The sequence below is a fragment of the Citromicrobium bathyomarinum genome (genome assembly GCF_038594485.1).
GTDB lineage: Bacteria > Pseudomonadota > Alphaproteobacteria > Sphingomonadales > Sphingomonadaceae > Alteriqipengyuania > Alteriqipengyuania bathyomarina_A.
The window spans coordinates 856,395-876,661 of the sequence record NZ_JBCFZG010000001.1 but is presented as its reverse complement, the minus strand read 5'-3'; the positions used below and the strand labels follow the sequence as shown (position 1 = coordinate 876,661).

The window sequence follows — 20,267 nt, the reverse complement described above, 5'->3', positions numbered from 1 at the left end:
TTGCGCAGCGGGCTTCCGCCCGTCCGTCAAGAAGAACACGGGGGTCGCAATGAACCGGGTCAGCACCAATTTCGAACAGCACATCATCCTCGATGAGTCGGGGAATCCGATGCTCGTCGAGGATGCGCCGGCGATCAGACCTGCCCTGTTCGCACTGTCCGAACTGCGGGTCGAATATGATAGCGATACCAAGGCGCTTTGGACGCATATGGTGCCTAAGGGCCGCCCGAGTTTCACTCCGTCGATGCTGTGCGATTTCGAGCGTTGGCAGGATTTGATCCAGGCGAGTTTCGGCCCCGACGATCTGCGCTATCTGGTGCTTGGCAGCCATGCGCCGGGGGTGTTCTGCTACGGCGGCGACCTCGCGCTGTTCCGCGAACTGATCATCGCGGGCAATCGCTCGGCGCTGGTCGATTATGGCCATCGCTGCTGCCGTATTCTCCACCGCAACATCAACGCGCTCGGTCTGCCGACGCTCACCATCGGGATGGTGCAGGGCGATGCGCTGGGCGGCGGGCTCGAGGCACTGCTTTCGTTTGACTTTATCATTGCCGAGGAAAGCGCGACTTTCGGGCTGCCCGAGATCATGTTCGGCCTGTTCCCCGGGATGGGCGCGCATGCATTTTTGAGCCGCCAGCTCGGCTCCGTCGAGGCGGAACGGCTGGTCACATCGGGCAAGACCTTGTCCGCCCGCGAGATGCTGGACCTCGGCCTTGTGCATGACGTGGTGCCCGACGGGACCGCGGAAGACGCGGTGCAGACCTTCATCCAGAAGAACGACCGGCGTCATGCAGGCTTGCTCGGATCGCGGCGTGCGACGAAGCGCAACTGGAACCTTTCGCTGTCCGAGCTGACCGACATCACCGAAATCTGGGCCGATACCGCGCTCAGACTGACAGAGCGCGATCTCAAGCTGATGGGCCGGCTCGCCGACAAGCAGCGCCGCACATCGTCGGCGCGCAGCGTCGAGCCGGCCTGACGCGTCAGCGCGAATCGACCAGAACCACTTCGGCGTCTTCCAGCGCCTTGACTGTCAGCACGCCTTCATCCTTCGTGGCAATGCCGTCTCGCGGACCGGCTTCATGGCCGTTGACCTTGATGCGCCCGGTCGGCGCGACCAGGTATTGATGACGGCCCGGTGCCGCCCGCCATTCGGCGGTTTGCCCGGCTTTCAGCGTTGCGGCGGCAACCTTCGCATCGGCTCTAATGGATAGAGCACCGTCGGCTTCGGGTGTCCCGCTGGCGAGAATCTCGAACCCGCCATCGCGGCTCGCCTTGGGAAATTCGCGCTGGTCCCAGCCGGGGGCCTCGCCCTGGCTATCGGGCAGGATCCAGATCTGGAAGAGCGTCGTCTTCTCGTCTTCCACGTTGTATTCGGCGTGGGTGATGCCGGTCCCTGCGCTCATCACCTGAACGTCGCCCGCAGCGGTGCGGCCCTTGTTACCGAGCGAATCCTCATGCGTGATCGCACCCGTCCGCACGAAGGTGACGATTTCCATGTTGTCGTGCGGGTGGGGCGGGAAACCGCTCTGGGGCGCAATCGTGTCGTCGTTCCACACGCGGATGCGGCCCCAGCCCATGCGGGCGGGATCGTAATAGCTGGCGAAGCTGAAATGGTGCCGGGCATCGAGCCAGCCGTGGTCTGCGGCACCGAGGGTGTCGAAGGGTCGGATATCGATCATGCGAGTATCTCACATCGGCGGGGAGAGATTGTCCGCCGGGACGAGGCTGATGTGGTGCGCAAATCCTCCCCTGCAAGGGGAGGGGGACCAGCCGCAGGCTGGTGGAGGGGCTTGCGGGCAGTGCCCCTCCGTCAGCGCAAAGCGCTGCCACCTCCCCGGCGCGGGGAGGATCAGGATTGCCCGTGCCCCAGTGCCATGTAATCCGCGCTCTGCATTTCGCGCAGGCGGCTCACGGTACGTTCGAATTCGAAGCTGCCGTCGCCTGACGGATAGAGTTCTTCGGGTTCGGCGGCGGCCGTTGCGAACAGCTTCACCTTATGCTCGTACAGCGCGTCGATCAGCTTGGTGAAACGGATCGCTTCGTTGCGGTTCTCCGGACCGAGCGCGGGAATGCCGACCACGATGACCGTGTGAAATGCCCGCGCGATCGCGAGGTAATCCGCCGAGCCGCGGTTCTCTCCGCACAGCCGCTTGAAACTGAACACGGCGACGCCTTTCAGGCACTTGGGCACATGCAATGTGCGACCGCCGCCAAGGTCCAGCTCGCCGCTGGGGACGTGCTCCGCATCCTCGGGATTGTAGTCGGTCAGCCGGAAAAACGCCTCGCGCACCTGCGCTGTCGCGGCATCGCCCAGCGGCGTGTGCCAGCTGTCGAGACCGCCAAGACGATGAAGCCGGTAATCGGTCGGGCCATTGAGCGAGAGCGTGTCCAGTTCGCGCTCGACCAGTTCGATGAAGGGCACGAACAGCGAGCGGTTGAGCCCGTCCTTGTAAAGATCGTGCGGCGGGCGATTGCTGGTGGTGACGATGGTCACCTTGTGCTGCTCGATCAGAGGAGTGAACAGCCGCGCCATGATCGCGGCGTCGGCGGTATTGGTCACCACCATCTCGTCGAACGCGAGGCAGCGGACGTCCTGCGCGATCCGCTCGGCCACCCGCCGCACCGGGCCTTCGGTCTTCTTCTCGCGCTCTTGTGCGATCATCGCGTCGACTTCGAGCATGAAGGCATGGAAGTGGACCCGCCGCTTGCGCTCGATATCGAGGCATTCGAAGAACAGGTCCATCAGCATCGATTTGCCGCGCCCGACGCCGCCCCACATGTAGAGGCCTCGCGGGTTCTCCGCCTTGCGACTGCGGAGCTTGCCTAGCAGGCCCTTGCGCTCGCCGGTCGCTTCCAGCTCAGCTTGCAGCCGGTCGAGCCGCTCCACCGCCGCGCGCTGGTCGGCGTCGTCGCGCAGTTCGCCTGCGGCAAGCAGAGCCTCGTACCGTTCGAGCACGCCGGTCAAGTCAGGCGCCGCCTCGTGAGGAAAGCTTGCGCACAATGCCCGAGAAGCTCGCGACCATGTGATCTTCTTGAACCACCTGGCCACGCAGGAACACCATGCGTCCGGTCTCGCGCACGATTTCGGTCACGGCGTCGAGGGGGTGTTCGGGTTTGCCCGCGCCCACGAACTGCGTCGACAGCTCCAGCGTGACCGACGGACCCGCTTCGCCGTTGCCCAGTGTGTGGACGGCCGCGAACAGGGCGATGTCGATCAGGGCCAGCGTCGCCGCGCCGTGGATGATTTCCTGCAAATTGGTGTGGCGATGCTCGGGGACCATCCGCAGGCGGCAGACCTCGCCGCCGGGGGCAGCCTCGCGCCGGGTGATCAGCTCGCCCAGAATGGCGTAGTTGAAGCGCGTGCGGTCGACCGGGTTCCAGCTGTACCAGCCGTCGCCCCCCGGAATCTCTTCGTAGTCGAAGTACTCGCTAGCCCTGCTCACCGGTCGTTCGCGCGCGCGATCAGATCGCGCGCTCGGCGATCATCTTCTTGGTTTCGGCGATCGCCTTTGCGGGGCTGAGGCCCTTGGGGCACACATTCGCGCAGTTCATGATCGTGTGGCAGCGATACAGCCGGTACGGATCTTCCAGCTGGTCGAGCCGCTCGCCGGTCATCTCGTCGCGGCTGTCGGCGAGCCAGCGATAGGCCTGCAACAGGATCGCCGGGCCGAGGAACTTGTCGCTGTTCCACCAATAGCTGGGGCACGCGGTCGAGCAGCAGGCGCACAAAATACACTCGTACAACCCGTCGAGATTCTCGCGCTCTTCGGGGCTCTGCAAACGCTCCTTGCCGCTCGGCGTCGGGCTGACGGTTTGCAGCCAGGGACGGATGCTGGCGTATTGCGCGTAGAAATGCGTGAAATCGGGCACCAGATCCTTGACCACTTCCATGTGCGGCAGCGGGGTGATGCGGATATCGCCTTTCAGATCCTCGATCGCGGTGGTGCAGGCGAGCGCGTTGGACCCGTTGATGTTCATCGCACACGATCCGCAGATGCCTTCGCGGCACGAGCGGCGGAAGGTCAGCGTCGGGTCGATCTCGTTCTTGATCTTGAACAGCGCGTCGAGGACCATCGGCCCGCACGCATCCAGATCGAGCTCGAACCGGTCGTAATGCGGGTTTTCGCCGCTGTCCGGGCTGTAGCGGTAGATCTTGAACTTCTTGACCCGGCCGGAACCCTCCGGCGCGGTGTGAACCTCGCCCTTGTCGCGGATCTTGGAATTCTTGGGGAGGGTGAAAGTCGCCATAGGAAGGTCCTGAATTCTGCTTGGGTCTCACCTAGCGCCTGCGGCGGAAGGTGCAAGGGCACTAAAGCCTGTCTTTTCGGTTCGCCTGACACACCTGACACAGTGTCCTGAAGAGGAAAACGCAACCGGGGCATCCGGTGCGAAGACGGCAGGGCACGGGTTTAAAGGACATGACGGAAGTAGGACAGCAGCTTGACCGGGCGATCGTATTCGGCGCGAGCGGGGGAATAGGCTCGGCGCTCGTCGCCGAACTGGTGGCGCGCGGCGTGGGGACGGTGTTCGCGGCAGCGCGCACCCGGCCGGCCGCATTGCCCAAGGGAGCGATCTGGGTGCGGTTCGATCTCGATAACGAGCGCACGATTGCCGCGGCTGCACAGGCGACGGGCAGCATGCCGCTCGATTGCGCGATCGTCGCCAGCGGCGTGCTGTCGCTGGAGGGACGGGCGGGCCCCGAGCGCAGTTACAAGCAGGTCGAAAGCGAGGCGATGGCGCGCGTCCTGCACCTCAACACCATCGGCCCCGCGCTGATCGCCAAGCATTTCCTGCCACTGCTGCCGCGCGATCGGCGCGCGGTGTTCGCTGCCCTCTCGGCACGGGTCGGCTCGATTTCGGACAACCGGATCGGTGGCTGGCATTCGTACCGGGCGAGCAAGGCGGCGCTCAACATGCTGGTGCGCAACTACGCGATCGAACTGAGCCGTACGCACAAGCAGGCGGTGTGTGTCGCACTGCATCCGGGGACGGTCGATACTGCGCTGTCCCAGCCGTTTCAGGCAAACCTGCCCGAAGGTCAGCTGACCGCGCCTGCCGAGGCTGCGCGCAACCTGCTTCGGGTGCTCGATAGGCTGACGCCGGAGGATAGCGGCAACATGTTCGATTGGGCGGGGGAGCGGGTGGAGTTTTAGAGCGGCCCGCTCACATCGCACTAAACCGCTCCTCCCCCTTGAGGGGGAGGCTGGGTGGGGGTGTACGGCGCGTGGCTTGGTCGTACAAATGCCGAGAGCGCCGAACCCTCACCCCCGGCCCCTCCCCAAGGGGAGGGGAGAGTTTGCTCTAAACCCCAGCGCGCTTGGCGGTTTCGAGGATAACCGCCGCGAATCCTTCGGGGTCGTCTTCCTGAATGAAGTGATGGCCGCTGAGCGTGTGGTGCAGCGGATTGTCCTTCGCACCCGGCACCTTTTCGCGGAACTTGGTATCGCCGCCGCGCGTGATCGGGTCCTTGTCCGAAAAGGCGCAGGTGAAGGGCTTCGCGAAGGTTTCCAGAACCTCCCACGCCTTGATCTGGTCGGGCACCGCCTCGTTTTCGCCGAGCGGGACGAGCGAGGGGAAAATGCGTGCACCCGCCTTGCTCTGCCGATTGGGGAAGGGCGCGTCGTAGGCGCCGACCTCGGCCTTGCTCAGCGTGCGGACCGTCGCCTTTTGCAGGATCTTGCCGACCGGGAAGATCGGGCTGTGTTTCGAAAACGCCCGCCATTTCCTGAAGGCGTCTGGCGCGGGGTCGCCAGCCGGCAGGCCGCCATTCGACAAGACGACGCCTGCGAACCGATCGGGCATCTCGGCAACCAGCCGCAAGCCGATCAGCGAACCCCAGTCCTGGCAGGCGAGCACGATGTTCCTGAGGTCCATCGTTTCGACCCAGTCGCGCATCCACGCGACGTGCAGGGCGTAGGAATACTCGCTTTGCCGCGTGAGCTTGTCCGACTTGCCGAACCCGATCAGGTCGGGTGCGAGCACGCGGTAGCCCGCCTCTACAACGGGGCCGACCATGTGGCGATAGAGGTAGCTCCAGCTCGGTTCGCCATGCATCATCAGCACGGGCGTCGCGTCGGCATCGCCTTCGTCGATATAGTGCATCCGCAGCCCCTCGCGCAGCAGGTGATAGCGCGGCTGGAAGGGGTAGTCGGGCAGGTTCGCGAAACGGGAATCGGGCGTGCGGTGGACGAGGGGCATCTTGGTTGGAGTTCCTTCTACATCCACCGCACGCTGTTCGTTACGCCCCGAAGGTGCGCTGCCACCAGCCACCACGGCGCGGCTTGTCGTCGTCGCCTTGGCTGCCAGCGCTGCCGTCGTTCGACGCTGCCTTGGGTGCGGGAGCCTTCTCCGCAGCCGCCTGAGGATCGGCAGGCGTATCCTGCGGCCCGGCAACCACGGCGATATCGTCGTTCAGCTGCTCCTTGGGGGTAGCAGCCTTGGCAGCAGGCTTCGCCGCCTTCTTGGCCGGAGCCTTGCGCGGCGCACGCGCGGCGGGCTTCTTCTCTGCTCCATCGCCATCATCCGCCTTGGTGTCGTCGGCCTTCTTGGCGGTGCGACGGCGCGGTTTCGGCTTCTCCTCGGCCGTCTCGTCCGCGGGAGAAGCCTCGGCAGTGTCGGCCTTCTTGGCCCGCGAAGCGCGCTTCTTGGGAGCCGGCTTCTCGTCGGCCTTTGCCTCTTCGGCTTCGGCGGGCGCGTCGTCGGCCTTTTTGGCGCGCGAACGGCGCTTTGGCTTGGGCTTTTCCTCGGCTGTGGCAGCATCGGCGGTCGCGAGCGCATCATCCGGCCCGGCGACAACCGCCATGTCCTCTACCACGTGCTCGGAAACCGCTTCCTGGCCTTCGTTGCCGTTTGCATCGTCCTGCTTCTTGCGGCGACCGCGACCACCGCGACTGCGACGCTTGCGCGGCTTCTCGTCGCCATCGTCGCCGTTCGAGTCCGACTCACTGCTCGGCTGATCCTCGTCCGAAGAGGAATCGTCGGACTGGTCGTTCGAATCCTCGCCTTCGCCGTTTTCGCGCCGCTTGTTGCGACCGCGGCCACCGCGACGGCGCCTGCGCTTTTTCCTGGGGCGACCGTCTTCGTCGGTCCCGTCATCGGAGCGGTCGTTGGAACGGCTGCCGCGCTCGTCGCGGTCTTCGCGCTCATCGTCCTCGTCGCTGTCCGCTGCGTCTTCGATGTCGTCATCGGCGTCTTCGATCACGATCGGCTCGAACCGGGGTGCCTCGGTCGGCTTGGGGCCAGAGCTGGCGACCGTCATCTTGGCGCCTTCGTCCTCGCCTTCCGGAACGATCTCGACCTTCACGCCATAGCGTTCCTCGATCTCGACCAGATCGGCGCGCTTGGAGTTGAGCAGGTAGACGGCCGCTTCGGTGCTGGCCGACAACGTGATGATCGTGCCCTTGCCCTTCGCCGCCTCGTCTTCGATCAGGCGCAGCGCCGACAGACCCGCGGAGCTGGCCGTGCGGACGAGGCCCGTGCCGTCGCAATGCGGGCATTCGCGCGTGGTCGCTTCCAGCACGCCTGTGCGCAGGCGCTGGCGGCTCATTTCCATCAGGCCGAAGCCCGAAATGCGCCCCACCTGGATGCGCGCGCGGTCGTTCTTGAGCGCGTCCTTCATCGCGCGCTCGACCTTCCGGATGTTGGAGTTGTACTCCATGTCGATGAAGTCGATCACGACCAGGCCGGCCATGTCGCGCAGGCGCAGCTGGCGGGCGATTTCCTTTGCCGCTTCGAGGTTGGTGGCGACCGCCGTCTGCTCGATCCCGTGCTCCTTGGTGGAGCGGCCCGAGTTGATGTCGATCGACACGAGCGCTTCGGTCGGGTTGATGACGAGGTAGCCGCCCGATTTGAGCTGCACAACCGGTTCGTACATCGCGCGCAGCTGATCTTCCGCGCCGTAGCGCTGGAACAGTGGCACCGGATCGGAATAGGCTTTCACCCGGCGCGCATGGCTGGGCATCAGCAATTTCATGAAGGCGCGGGCGGACTTGTACCCTTCCTCACCCTCGACCACGACCTCTTCGATCTCGCGGTTATAAATGTCGCGGATCGCGCGTTTGATCAGGTCGCTGTCCGAATGGATCAGCGAGGGCGCGCTGGAGCCCAGCGTGCGCTCGCGAATCTCGTCCCACAACCGGGCAAGATAGTCGAAGTCGCGCTTGATCTCGGTCTTGGTGCGGCTGAGCCCGGCGGTGCGGACGATCAGGCCCATCGTGCGCGGCAGGTTGAGGTCGCCGACGACCTGCTTCAGGCGCTTGCGGTCCGAAGCGCTGGAAATCTTGCGCGAAATCCCGCCGCCGTGCGACGAGTTCGGCATCAGCACGGTGTAGCGGCCCGCGAGGCTGAGATAGGTGGTCAGCGCAGCGCCTTTGTTGCCGCGCTCTTCCTTGACGACCTGCACCAGCAGTACCTGGCGGCGCTGGATGACGTCCTGAATCTTGTAGCGGCGACGCAGCGCCTGGCGGCGCGCGCGCGCTTCGTCGACTTCCTTGGCGCGGCTCGAATTGCCCTTGCCCTGGCGACGCGGACCGCCACGGCCCCGACGACCGCCGCGACCGCGCCGACCGCCATTGTCTTCGCTCGATTCCTCTTCGTCGGAATCGTCGTCGTCATCATCGTCGTCGGAGGAAAGCTGGCCTTCCTCGATCGTGGAGACACGATCCTTTTCCGACGTATCGATTTCCTCGAGCCCGTCTTCGGCGAGGTCTTCGGCCAGCGCTTCGGCGGATTCTTCGTCCTCGGCGTCGTATTCCGCGCCGGGCATGTGGCCCGCTTCTTCCTCTTCGGAACGCAGCCGCTCTTCTTCTTCGGCGGCTTCCGCCTCTTCGGCGAGCAGCGCGTCGCGGTCTTCCTTGGGAATCTGGTAATAGTCGGGGTGGATTTCGCTGAACGCCAGGAACCCGTGGCGATTGCCGCCGAAGTCGACGAACGCCGCCTGCAGCGACGGCTCTACCCGCGTAACCTTGGCGAGGTAGATATTGCCCTTGATCTGTTTGTGTTCAGCCGACTCGAAGTCGAATTCTTCTATCCGGTTGCCCTTGAGAACGGCCACACGGGTTTCTTCCGTGTGGCGCGCATCGATAAGCATGCGCTGTGCCATGGTGTAATCTCCACGCACCTCGCCTGCGTCAGCCTGGTGGGGCCATCGCGGCAGGGCGCGTTATCTGTCTTGAAAAATCGCCCGGCTTTGGAGCCTGAGCGGGATGGAAAATCCGCCGCCCGCCCGGTGAGAGGCTGGCGGGGAGCGTATGTGTCTGCTGCCAGGCGCACGTCTGCCTTTTGTGTGGCCCCTGCAACGTGCCCGACCGCACGGCCAATGGGCCTTGCGGTTTCGAATTTGCTGGGGGTGCGCATTGGTTGCATCAACCTGTTGTCTTGTCTTGCCACCGCCCGGGAAGAATAACCCGTGCGGTCGATATCGTCGTCCCGATCGCCTGCCGCCCCGTGTCGATCGGAAAAATCCAACCGTCTGAACGAGGGTGCGCGCCTCGCGACCCGAAGGGGCTAGCATCGCGGGACAAGCGCGGCAACTCTATTGCGCAGGCGCGCCTCGGCAATTTACAAAGCATCCGGGATGGGCCGCTTCTTTCAAATTCTCGCAATCTTCCTGCTGCCGGTGGTGCTGGTGGGCGGGGTGTACCTTGCCGGGCTGACCATTCCCGTGCCGCATCTGGGCCGCGATTACGTGATCACGCTGGTGTTGCCCAAGGCCGGGCAGCCGGTCGACCTTCCCAAGATCTATGGCCCGCCGGACAATTCGCGTCCGCTGGTGGTGATCGATGCAGGGCATGGAGGGTTGGACCCTGGCGCGGTCTCCGGCGGGCGTCAGGAGAAAGACCTTGTCCTCGCGCTGGCGCTCGCGCTGCGCGACAAGCTGGTGGCGGAAGGGGGTGTTCGCGTGGCCCTTACCCGCGAGGACGATACCTTCCTCGTCCGCCAGGAACGCCCAGAGATCGCCCGCCGCATGAACGCGGACCTGTTCATTTCTCTGCATGCGGACAGTGCCGGCGATTCCGAACAGGCCTACGGCGCCAGCGTCTATACCCTTTCGCGCGAAGCATCGAGCGAGGCTGCGGCGCGGTTCGCCAACCGCGAAAACAATGCCGATCTGCTCAACGGCGTAGTGGTCAAGAACCAGAGCGACCCGGTCAACGACATCCTCGTCGACCTGTCGCAGCGGCGTGTTCAGGAAACCAGCCGCGAGTTCGGCCGCCTGATCGAGCGAGAGGGGAAGGGCGTGCATCGCTTCCATTCGCAAAGCCAGCGTTCCGCCGCGCTGGCCGTGCTGCGCGCGCCCGACGTGCCTGCGGTGCTGTTCGAAGTCGGCTTCCTCACAAATCCGGAGGATTCGGCCCGCCTGACGTCGGCGGAGGGGCGCGAGGAGTTCGCGACCTTCCTCGCCCGCGCGATCCGCATTTTCTTCGCCCGCCAATCGACCAGCGGAGGCTGAGCGCGGCGATGTTCACCATTGGTTATGGCGGTGTGCGAAAGAGGCGTGCTAAGGGCCGCTGCGCATCATGACCGAGATCACACTAGACCATCTAAGCTATCGTATCCGGCGCGGATCGCAGGATGCCTTTGCCGAGTTCAAACAGACCTGGCACGACAACTGGGCCGTGCGCTGGATCAGCTATGGCGCAGGCGCATTCCTGCTGCTGCTGGTGATCGCATGGCTCCTGATCGGCCGCAATCTGCCCGATGCCTCTGCATTGCAGGATTACGAGACGCCGCTGCCCACCGTGGTGAGGGGAGATGACGGCGAAATCGTCGGCAGTTACGCCCGCGACAGGCGCGTGCAGCTCAACTTCGTCGATTTTCCCAAGCCGCTGATCAACGCGTTTCTTTCGGCCGAGGATGAAACTTTCTGGAGCCACAACGGCGTCGACATCACGGGCACGCTGAATGCCGTGATCGACTACGCCCGCAAGGCGGGGACGGACGAGCGCGCGGTAGGCGGCTCCACGATCACGCAGCAGGTCGCCAAGAACGTGCTTTTGAGCGATGAATACTCGGTCACCCGGAAGGTGAGGGAAATCCTCGTCGCACGGCGGATCGAGCAGACGCTTACCAAGCCCGAGATCCTGACGCTTTACCTCAATGAAATTCCGCTGGGACGCCGCAGTTTCGGCGTGCAGGCGGCGAGCCGCGCCTATTTCGACAAGGATGTCGAAGACCTGGAATTGCAGGAAATGGCGTTTCTCGCGATCCTGCCCAAGGCGCCCGAACGCTATGGCCGCAAGAAGTACGAGGACATGGCGATCGAGCGGCGCAACTGGGTGCTCTCCAAAATGGTCGAAAACGGCTGGGCGACACCCGAAGCGGCCAATGCCGCAAAGGCCAAGCCGCTGGGGCTGACCAAGGGAGCGAGCAGCATCCGCAATGCCGACGCGGGCTACTTTATCGAGGAAGTGCGCCGCCAGTTGCTCGACCGCTTCGGCGAAACCGCCGATGACGGCCCAAACAGCGTCTATGCAGGCGGGCTGTGGGTGCGCACCTCGCTCGACCTCGAATACCAGAAGGCGGCGCGCGACGCGCTGCGCAAGGGGATGCTGCGCTATCACGGCGGGCGCGGGTGGAGCGGCCCGGTCGCGACGCTCGACCCGAGTAAGGGCGATCTCGGCAGCCAGCTCGCCAGCTCAAACATCGGCATCAATTACAAGGATTGGCGCGTCGCGGTTTTCACCGGGTCGGGTCAGATCGCATTTTCCGGTGGCGAGAGTGCCAGACTGGGCAACGCGCCCAGTTCGTTGCGCGTGGGCGACGTCATCGCGGTGCGTCCCGATGGCAATGGCTGGCGGGTCGCGGTCATTCCCGAGGCGTCGGGCGGGATCGTAGTCGAGGAACCGCAGACCGGCCGCATCATGGCGATGCAGGGCGGGTGGGACAGCCGGCTGGAAAGCTTCAACCGTGCCACGCAGGCCAATCGCCAGCCCGGTTCGACCGTCAAGCCGTTCGTCTACGCCACCGGGCTGGATCAGGGCATGACCCCGGCGAGCCAGATCGATAACAGCAGCTTCTGCGCCTATCAGGGCGCACAATACGGGCAGAAATGTATCCGCGGCGGCCGCGCGGGCACCTACACGCTGCGCTACGGGCTCGAAAACTCGCAGAACGTGATGACCGCGAACATCGCCAACGAAGCGGGCATGCCCAACGTGATCAAGACCTACGAGCGGGTCGGGATCGGCTCTTACAAGCCCTATATCGCGTTCGCGCTGGGGGCGGGGGAAACGACGGTCGAGAAAATGACCAATGCGTTCTCCACGCTCGCCAATCATGGTCGCTACAACGATCCCACCGTGATCGACTATGTGCAGGATCGGCGCGGCAAGGTGATCTGGCGTTCGGACAAGCGCGATTGCGAGAAGTGCAATATGTCCGAATGGGATGGCTCGGCGATGCCGCGCCCCGGCCCGATGGGGCGCCAGACGGTCGATCCGCGCACCGCTTTCCAGATTACCCACATCCTCGAAGGCGTCATCACCCGCGGTACGGCAAAGACGCTGCGCGGGACGGGGCTGCCCCTGTTCGGCAAGACCGGCACGACCACCGGGCCGAAGGACGTGTGGTTCGTCGGCGGAACACAGCAGCTGATGGTCGGCACCTATCTGGGCTTCGACCGGCCGCGCAACATGGGCGGCTATGCGCAGGGCGGCACGGTCGCCGCGCCGATCGTGAAGGATTTCATCGAGGAAACGCGCGATCGCTGGCGCAGCAATCCGGCTGTCGCGCCCGCGGGTGTTCGCATGGTTCGCATCGATCGCCGCACCGGCGGCCGTGTCTACGACCAGTGGCCCGGTACCGACGACAACGCGGCGGTGATCTGGGAGGCGTTCAAGCCCGATACCGAACCGCCCCGGTCGACTCGCGCGTCGGAAATCGCGGCGCAGCGGCAGGAACTGCTCGACCTGATCCGGCGTGCCCGGCGCGCCCAGGCGAACATGAACCAGGCTGCCGAGCGCGAGGAACCGCCCGAAAGCTTCGTCGAGGAACAGGGCGGCATCTACTAGCCGCCGCCTCACCAACCCCCGGGCCGATACACGGATCGCGGCTTGCCTTGCTGGCCACGCCGCCGTAGCGCTGCCCGCCCGTTTCTGGAGAGAATACCATGCGTGCCGAAGGGCAGGCCCATATCGACCGGATCGAAGCCGCGCTGGCGCTCGTGCGCCGGTCGCTCGACTGGGAGCGTGCGCTGCGCGAACTCGACGAGCTTAACGCGCGGGTCGAGGACCCGACCCTGTGGGACGATCCCAAGCAGGCGCAATCGATCATGCGCGAGCAGAAGCGGCTCGAAAGCGCGATCGGCACGGTGAATACGATCTCGTCCGAGATGGCCGACGCGATCGAGTTCGTCGAAATGGGTGAGGCCGAAGGCGATGACGACATCGTCAACGAAGGGCTGGCCAGCCTCGGAAAGCTGGCCGCGCGCGCCGATGCGGACAAGGTGCAGGCGCTGCTTTCGGGCGAGGCGGATGCCAATGATGCGTACCTGGAAGTGCACGCAGGTGCCGGCGGAACCGAGAGCCAGGACTGGGCCGAAATGCTCATGCGGATGTATGTCCGCTGGGCGGAAAAGCGCGGGTTCAAGGTCGATACGGTGGAGTATCAGGCGGGCGAACAGGCCGGGATCAAATCGGTCACGCTCCAGATCAAGGGCGAGAATGCCTATGGCTACGCCAAGACCGAAAGCGGCGTGCACCGGCTCGTGCGGATCAGCCCGTATGACAGCAGTGCCCGGCGGCACACCTCGTTCAGCTCCGTCTGGGTCTATCCGGTGATCGACGACGATATCGAGATCGAGATAAACGAGAGCGACCTCAAGATCGACACCTACCGCGCGTCCGGCGCGGGCGGGCAGCACGTCAACACGACCGACTCTGCGGTTCGCATCACCCACCAGCCGACGGGTATCGTCGTCGCCAGCCAGAACGACCGCAGTCAGCACAAGAACCGCGCGACCGCGATGAGCATGCTGAAAGCGCGGCTGTTCGAGCGTGAGATGGCCGAGCGCGAAGCCGTGGCGTCGGGCGAATATGCCGAGAAAACCGAGATCGGCTGGGGCCACCAGATCCGCAGCTATGTCCTCCAGCCCTATCAGCTGGTGAAGGACCTGCGCACCGGTGAAACCTCCACCGCGCCCGGCGACGTGCTCGACGGCGCCATCGACCCGTTCATCTCTGCCGCGCTGGCGCAGCGCGTGACGGGCGAAGCGGTCGAAGTGGAAGACGTCGAATAGCAAGGCGATTGCGGCTTGGCTCTTGCGGCTAGTCGCGTCTAAGTGCGCCGACATGATAGTGCGGGTAGCATCCTTTGTTGCGATGAGCATGGCGCTTGCGCTGGCAGGCTGCGGTCCGGCGGATGATGCTGCCGAGCGTCCTGAGACCGCGCGCGCATTTCCCGAGCCCGACCGCCCGGTTTCCGAAGTGGGTTCCAACCAGTTTTCTACAGAAGACAAGCGCGACAGCCAGGGCGAGGCCCAGAAGGTGATGGACACGGCCGATATCGAGCCGGGCATGACCGTGGCCGATATCGGTGCGGGCGAAGGGTACTACACGGTCCGGCTGGCGGAGCGGGTGGGCGAGCATGGCCGGGTGCTGGCGCAGGATATCGACCGCGGTGCGCTGGAGCGGCTCGGACGGCGGGTTGAGCGGGACCGGCTCGACAACGTGTCGATCAAGTTCGGTGCCGCCGACGATCCGCGCTTGCCCGAAGATAGTTTCGACCGGGTACTGCTAGTCCACATGTATCACGAGGTGGAGGAGCCGTACGCGTTTCTATGGCGTCTCTGGCCCGCGCTCACGCAGAACGGGAAGGTGATCGTGGTCGACATGGATCGCCCGACGGACCGCCATGGAATCCCGCCCGCGCTGCTCTCCTGCGAGTTCGAACGCGTCGGATATCGTCTCGACCGGATCGAGAACGCGCCGGAGATTTCTGGATACTTTGCACAATTCAGTCGCGGCGCTACAAGGCCCGACCCAGACGACATCGTACCCTGTACAGGGCAAGGCAGCGCGGCAATGGCCGACGAGGCGAAATCGAGGGGCTAAAGCGCGCCCCGATCTGAGATAATTGGAAATTTCATGGCATTCAAAGGACTGCGACCGATCGAATATGGTGGTCGCGAAGTGTGGCCGCTGATCGAAGGCGGCAAGGGCGTTTCGGCCACCAACCACCTGAGTTCGGGTGCATGGGCCGCTGCGGGCGGGATCGGCACCGTGTCTGCGGTCAACGCCGACAGCTACGATGAAGATGGCAATCCGATTCCGCAGGTCTATCCGCAGGCGACGCGCAAGGAGCGGTTCGAACAGCTGGTTCGCTATGCCATCGATGGCGCGACCGAGCAGGTGAAGCGCGCGCACGAGATCGCGGGCGGTAAGGGCGCGATCAACATCAACGTGCTGTGGGAAATGGGCGGCGCGCAGCAGGTGCTCGAAGGGGTGCTGGAAAACTGCAAGGGCCTGATCACCGGCGTCACCTGCGGCGCAGGCATGCCCTACAAGCTGGCCGAGATCGCGGCGCGCTTCAACGTCCACTACCTGCCGATCGTGTCCTCCGCGCGCGCTTTCCGCGCGCTGTGGAAGCGCAGCTATTCCAAGGTGCCCGACTTGATGGCGGCGGTGGTCTACGAAGACCCATGGCTGGCAGGTGGGCACAACGGCCTCTCCAACGCCGAGGACCCGACTAGGCCCGAAGACCCGTACCCGCGCGTAAAGGCGCTGCGCGATACGATGCGCAAGGAAGGCGTCTCGGAAGACACCGCCATCGTCATGGCCGGCGGTGTGTGGTTCCTTCGCGAATGGGAAAACTGGATCGACAATCCGGAGCTGGGCAAGATTGCCTTCCAGTTCGGTACGCGTCCCTTGCTGACAGAGGAAAGCCCTATCCCGCAGGTGTGGAAGGACATGCTCCGCACGGTCGAGCCGGGCGATGTGCTGCTGCACAAGTTCAGCCCCACCGGGTTCTATTCCAGCGCGGTCAAGACGCCGTTCCTCTACGATCTGATGCACCGCAGCGAGCGGCAGATTCCGATCTTCAAGCGTGACGAGGAAGACGGCACGATCCCGCTTTCCGACCACGGCAAGGCCAAGTATTTCTTCGTCCACCCCGGCGATCAGCGCAAAGCGCAGGCGTGGATGCACGAAGGCTTTACCGAAGCGCTTAAGACGCCCGACAACACGGTCGTCTTCGTGACCCCGGAAAGCGCCGAGCAGATCCGTGCCGACCAGCAGGGCTGCATGGGTTGCCTGTCGCACTGCCAGTTTTCGAGCTGGAAGGATCACGACGATCACACCACCGGGCGCCTCGCCGATCCGCGCAGCTTCTGCATCCAGAAGACCCTGCAGGACATCGCGCATGGCGGCGATCCGGACGAAAACCTCGCCTTTGCAGGTCACGCGGCGTATCGGTTCAAGCAGGACCCGTTCTATTCCAACAACTTCACGCCCAGCGTGAAGCAGCTGGTAGACCGCATCCTGACCGGAGACTGACCCTCGTGACCCAGCCGATAGACGGAAAACGCGACGATTCGCTGGCACCGTCTTTCGGCACGTGGCTGCGCGAACTCCCCAACCTGCCGATCATCTGGTCGAGCCCGGTCCGTCGGGTCCGGCTGCCTGCATCGGCGGGAGATAGCCTTGCGCAGAGGCCGCGACCGCCCGTGCTGGTCCTGCCCGGCATCCTGTCGAACGACGGCGCCACCTCGCTGATGCGGCGCACGCTCAATGCGGTCGGCTATCCGACCTATCCCGCGCGGCTGGGCCTGATTACCGGCATTACCGAAGAGGTTTTCGCGCGCGCCGAGGCACAGCTCGATCATGTCTTTCGCGAGCAGGGGCGGCCCGTGATCGTGATCGGGATCAGCCTTGGCGGATTGTACGCCCGCGTGCTTGCGCAGCGGCATCCGGAAAAGGTCGCGATGGTGATGACGCTCGGCACGCCATTCTCGGGCGACCGCCGGGCCAATAACGCCTGGCGGCTCTACGAGGCCATCAACGACCACTCGGTCGATAATCCGCCGCTGCCCGACGACCCGCGCCAGAAGCCGCCTATGCGCACGATCGCGATCTGGTCGCCGCTCGACGGGGTGATTGCGCCCGCGTGTTCGCGCGGGGAGGAGGGCGAGTGCGACCGGGCGATCGAGGTGCGCGAAAGGCACTTCGAATTCTCCGCCAGCCGCCGCTCTATCGAGCGTATCCTCGCGATCCTCGAAGAAGAGGTCGCCGCGCTCTAGGGTTCGAAATCCCAGCCGCGTTCGCCGTGGGTCGTGATATCGAGACCGGCTGCCTCACGCTTCTTCTTCACCCGCATCGGGGCGACGATGCCGATACCGAGCGCGAGGATTGCCGTCATCACCGCGCTCCAGAGCGCGACCGCAGCAATCCCCACCGCCTGCGCGCCGAGCTGCCCGAGTGGGGTCATCCCCGGGGCATAGCCGGTGCCGCCGAGCGCCGATGACACGAACAACCCGAGTAGCAGCGTGCCGAGCATCCCGCCGACGCCGTTGATCGCGAAAACGCCCGCCGCGTCGTCGATCCCCCATTTGCGAATCTGGAGGAGAGCGCCGAAGCACACGACCGAGGCCAGCGCACCGAACAGGATCGACGCACCGGGCGAGATGTAGAGTGCCGCAGGCGTGATCGCGACCAGTCCGGCCAGCGCGCCGCTGGCCCAGCCCATGCTTGTGGTCTTGCCGTTGCCGATCCGCTCTATCAGCAGCCAGACCAGCGCCGCCGTCGCTGCCGCGACATGGGTGTTGATGATGGCGGTCGAGGCATCGTCGGTCGCGGCGAGGGCAGAGCCTCCGCTGAAGCCGAACCAGCCGACCCACAGCAGGGCAACCCCCGCCATCGAAAGGATCGGCGCGTGGGGGGGTGAGGGTGTTTCGGGGAAACCGTCGCGGTTGCCCATGATGATGGTTGCGACAAGAGCGGAAACGCCAGCGCTCGTCTGCACCACCAGGCCGCCGGCGAAATCGAGCGTGCCGAATTCGCTCGCGAGCCATCCGCCGCCCCATACCCAGTGGGCGATGGGGGCATAGACGACCACGCTCCACGCAGCGCAGAAGATCACCACCCATGAAAACCGCGCCCGACCGGCCCATGCGCCGATCATGAGGGCGGACGCAAACAGGGCAAAACCCATCTGGAACAGCACGAAGGTGCTTTCGGGAAGCGTGGTGCCGATCCTGACGTTGGTCAGCTCGATCAGCATCCATGCGCGGCCATTGCCGACCCAGCCGCCGGTCACGTCGCCAAAGGCGAGCGTGTAGCCGGTCACGATCCATAGCAGCGAAACGAAGCACGCCACGGCGCCGATCTGCATCGCGACGGAGAGCACGTTTTTTGCGCGGCCCCGGCCAGCATAAAGAAGCACCAGCCCCGGCAGCGACATCATCAGGACCAGCGCAGATGCGGCGAGCAACCAAGCCGTATCGCCGGTGTCGTTAACGACGATTTCCCCCACATCCTGCGCATGGGCGGGCACTGCGAGCAGTCCCGACAGAATCAGCGCGAGCGACAGGAATCTTGGCATCGGGCAGGCGTCCTCAAGCAGGCATGGCGCGTCGGAAGGCTCGCCGACGCGTCGAGAACAAGCCTCATAGGCCCGATTTTGCGCATATGTGGTTAATCTAGAGAAGCGCGTCGAGCACCTGATCGGGCGGCCGGTGGCCGTCGGCCCAGAAGCGGATATTGGCGATCACCTTCTCGCCGGAGGCGGCGCGCCCTTCGGCGGTGGCGCTGCCGATATGCGGCAGGGTCATCACGTTGGGATGGTCGAGCAGGCGCTGGTCCACCGCAGGCTCGTCGGGATAGACATCCAGCCCGGCCCCCGCGAGATGGCCCGATTGTAGCGCCGCGATCAGCGCCTCCTGATCGACCAGATCGCCGCGCGCGGTGTTGATGAGGCAGGCATCCGGCTTCATCCGCGCGATCGCCTCCGCATCGATCATGTGATGGCTTTCCGGGTTGGAGGGGCAATGCAGGGTGAGGATGTCGGTCTGCGACAGCAATTCGCCGAGGCTTTCGACATAGGTCGCGCCGAACATCCGCTCCACCGCTTCGGGCAGCCGCTTGCGGTTATGGTACGCGATATTGAGCCCGAAGGCCTTGGCTCTGTGCGCCACTGCCTGGCCGATCCGGCCCATGCCGACGATGCCCAGCACCTTGCCCGCCAGCTTGCGACCGAGCAGGGCGGTGGGGGCCCAGCCGCTCCATTCGCCGCTGCGGACCAGCGAGACGCCTTCCCGCATCCGGCGCGGCACGCCGATGATCAACGCCATCGCAAGGTCGGCGGTGTCCTCGGTAAACACGCTGGGCGTATTGGTGACGGTGATCTTGCGTTTGGCTGCTGCCGCGAGGTCCAGATGGTCGGTCCCGGCACCGAAGCTCGCGATCAGCCGCATCCTGTCGCCTGCGGCGTCGAGCATTGCGGCGTCGATATGATCGGTGACTGTGGGCACCAGCACATCGCATTCGCGCATGGCCGCGATCAGCTGTTCGCGCGTGTAGGGCGTGTCGCTTTCGTTGAAGCGGCAGTCGAAAAGCTCCGCCATGCGATCCTGCACCACGGGCGTAAGGGCGCGGGTCACGATGACACGCGGAGTGCCTTCGATACGGCGGGCGGGGTGTTCGGCAGCGCTGGACATGTCCCGTCGTGATTGGCGCTTGGTGCAAAACTGGTCAAGCGCAGTAACGAGCCAGCTTGTCAGCCGACCGGCGCTTGCGGTAAAACCTGCCGCCATGCTGAGACGCGCCATTCCGCTCGCCATGGGCCTCGCCCTGATCACCGGCACCCCCGCCGGGGGCAAGAACGACGACGTGCCCTATTGGGCGACGATCGACGTGACCGTGGCGAACATGCGAGTCGGCCCGAGCCGGGAATACCGGATCGACTGGGTTTACAAGCGCAAGGGCTTGCCGGTGAAGGTGCTGCGGATGCGCGAAGGCTGGCGGCTGGTGCAGGATCCGGACGGCGACAAGGGCTGGATCGCCGCACGTATGCTCAGCCGCGAACCCGGCGGCATGGTGATCGGCAAGGGGCTCGCCGAGATGCACGAGAGCGGCAGCGTCGGATCGCCGCTCATGTGGAAGCTGGAGCCGGGCGTCGTCGGGACCCTGGGCGATTGCGTGGCCAACTGGTGCGAGTTCTCGGTCGGCAAGCGGAGCGGCTTCGTCGAGGCAAGCCGCCTGTGGGGCGCGGGCGAACCTTAGCTGCTTCTAAATCCTCCCCATCATGATGGGGAGGGGGACCAGCCGCAGGCT

The 20,267-nt window shown here is 64.8% G+C and carries 17 protein-coding genes; 9 read left to right on the top strand and 8 right to left on the bottom strand.

What is annotated here, in order from left to right; all coding sequences use genetic code 11:
- The first annotated feature begins 49 nt into the window (after positions 1–49).
- Complete coding sequence (locus AAG591_RS04365) at positions 50–979, top strand: crotonase/enoyl-CoA hydratase family protein (protein WP_342529769.1); 930 nt, start codon at positions 50–52, stop codon at positions 977–979.
- A gap of 4 nt (positions 980–983) precedes the next feature.
- On the opposite strand, the gene AAG591_RS04360 is transcribed toward AAG591_RS04365, so the two are convergent.
- The 4 genes from AAG591_RS04360 to AAG591_RS04345 form a co-directional block, all read right to left on the bottom strand.
- Positions 984–1,682 carry a pirin family protein gene (locus tag AAG591_RS04360; RefSeq protein ID WP_342529768.1) on the bottom strand — a complete coding sequence of 233 codons (699 nt, stop codon included), beginning with the start codon at positions 1,680–1,682 and terminating at the stop codon, positions 984–986.
- Between the two features lie 170 nt (positions 1,683–1,852).
- Entirely contained in the window at positions 1,853–2,968 is a 1,116-nt protein-coding gene (gene zapE / locus AAG591_RS04355) for a cell division protein ZapE (RefSeq protein ID WP_342529767.1), read from the bottom strand.
- 1 nt (position 2,969) lies between these two features.
- Positions 2,970–3,446: a PaaI family thioesterase gene (locus tag AAG591_RS04350; RefSeq protein WP_342529766.1), complete on the bottom strand. Its 477-nt coding sequence runs from the start codon at positions 3,444–3,446 to the stop codon at positions 2,970–2,972.
- 19 nt (positions 3,447–3,465) lie between these two features.
- A complete protein-coding gene (locus AAG591_RS04345; protein WP_342529765.1) occupies positions 3,466–4,251 on the bottom strand; it encodes a succinate dehydrogenase iron-sulfur subunit in 786 nt (261 codons plus the stop codon).
- 170 nt (positions 4,252–4,421) lie between these two features.
- On the opposite strand from AAG591_RS04345, the gene AAG591_RS04340 reads away from it, so the two are divergent.
- On the top strand, positions 4,422–5,156 hold the full coding sequence (locus AAG591_RS04340) for an SDR family NAD(P)-dependent oxidoreductase (protein ID WP_342529764.1): 735 nt from the start codon (positions 4,422–4,424) through the stop codon (positions 5,154–5,156).
- Positions 5,157–5,304: 148 nt separating this feature from the next.
- On the opposite strand, the gene AAG591_RS04335 is transcribed toward AAG591_RS04340, so the two are convergent.
- A complete protein-coding gene (locus tag AAG591_RS04335; RefSeq protein WP_342529763.1) occupies positions 5,305–6,201 on the bottom strand; it encodes a haloalkane dehalogenase in 897 nt (298 codons plus the stop codon).
- 40 nt (positions 6,202–6,241) lie between these two features.
- On the bottom strand, positions 6,242–9,103 hold the full coding sequence (locus AAG591_RS04330) for an Rne/Rng family ribonuclease (RefSeq protein WP_342529762.1): 2,862 nt from the start codon (positions 9,101–9,103) through the stop codon (positions 6,242–6,244).
- A gap of 474 nt (positions 9,104–9,577) precedes the next feature.
- Between AAG591_RS04330 and AAG591_RS04325 the strand changes: the two genes are divergently transcribed.
- From AAG591_RS04325 to AAG591_RS04300, 6 genes are all read left to right on the top strand, one after another.
- Positions 9,578–10,453 (top strand): N-acetylmuramoyl-L-alanine amidase family protein, encoded by an 876-nt coding sequence (locus AAG591_RS04325; RefSeq protein ID WP_342529761.1) that lies wholly within the window; start codon positions 9,578–9,580, stop codon positions 10,451–10,453.
- A gap of 67 nt (positions 10,454–10,520) precedes the next feature.
- A complete protein-coding gene (locus AAG591_RS04320; RefSeq protein ID WP_342529760.1) occupies positions 10,521–13,013 on the top strand; it encodes a penicillin-binding protein 1A in 2,493 nt (830 codons plus the stop codon).
- Between the two features lie 98 nt (positions 13,014–13,111).
- Entirely contained in the window at positions 13,112–14,239 is a 1,128-nt protein-coding gene (prfB, locus tag AAG591_RS04315; protein ID WP_342529759.1) for a peptide chain release factor 2, read from the top strand.
- A 52-nt stretch (positions 14,240–14,291) separates the two neighbouring features.
- Entirely contained in the window at positions 14,292–15,053 is a 762-nt protein-coding gene (locus AAG591_RS04310) for a class I SAM-dependent methyltransferase (RefSeq protein WP_342529758.1), read from the top strand.
- 33 nt (positions 15,054–15,086) lie between these two features.
- Entirely contained in the window at positions 15,087–16,493 is a 1,407-nt protein-coding gene (locus AAG591_RS04305; protein ID WP_342529757.1) for an NAD(P)H-dependent flavin oxidoreductase, read from the top strand.
- 5 nt (positions 16,494–16,498) lie between these two features.
- Positions 16,499–17,236, top strand: a complete 738-nt coding sequence (locus AAG591_RS04300; protein WP_342529756.1) for an alpha/beta fold hydrolase — start codon at positions 16,499–16,501, stop codon at positions 17,234–17,236.
- Here AAG591_RS04300 and AAG591_RS04295 read toward each other — a convergent pair.
- Positions 17,233–18,537, bottom strand: coding sequence for an ammonium transporter (locus AAG591_RS04295; RefSeq protein ID WP_342529755.1), 1,305 nt, complete (start codon positions 18,535–18,537; stop codon positions 17,233–17,235). The genes AAG591_RS04300 and AAG591_RS04295 overlap by 4 nt on opposite strands.
- 97 nt (positions 18,538–18,634) lie before the next feature.
- Positions 18,635–19,651: a 2-hydroxyacid dehydrogenase gene (locus tag AAG591_RS04290; RefSeq protein ID WP_342529754.1), complete on the bottom strand. Its 1,017-nt coding sequence runs from the start codon at positions 19,649–19,651 to the stop codon at positions 18,635–18,637.
- A gap of 94 nt (positions 19,652–19,745) precedes the next feature.
- On the opposite strand from AAG591_RS04290, the gene AAG591_RS04285 reads away from it, so the two are divergent.
- Positions 19,746–20,216, top strand: a complete 471-nt coding sequence (locus AAG591_RS04285) for an SH3 domain-containing protein (RefSeq protein WP_342529753.1) — start codon at positions 19,746–19,748, stop codon at positions 20,214–20,216.
- The last annotated feature ends 51 nt before the right edge of the window (positions 20,217–20,267 follow it).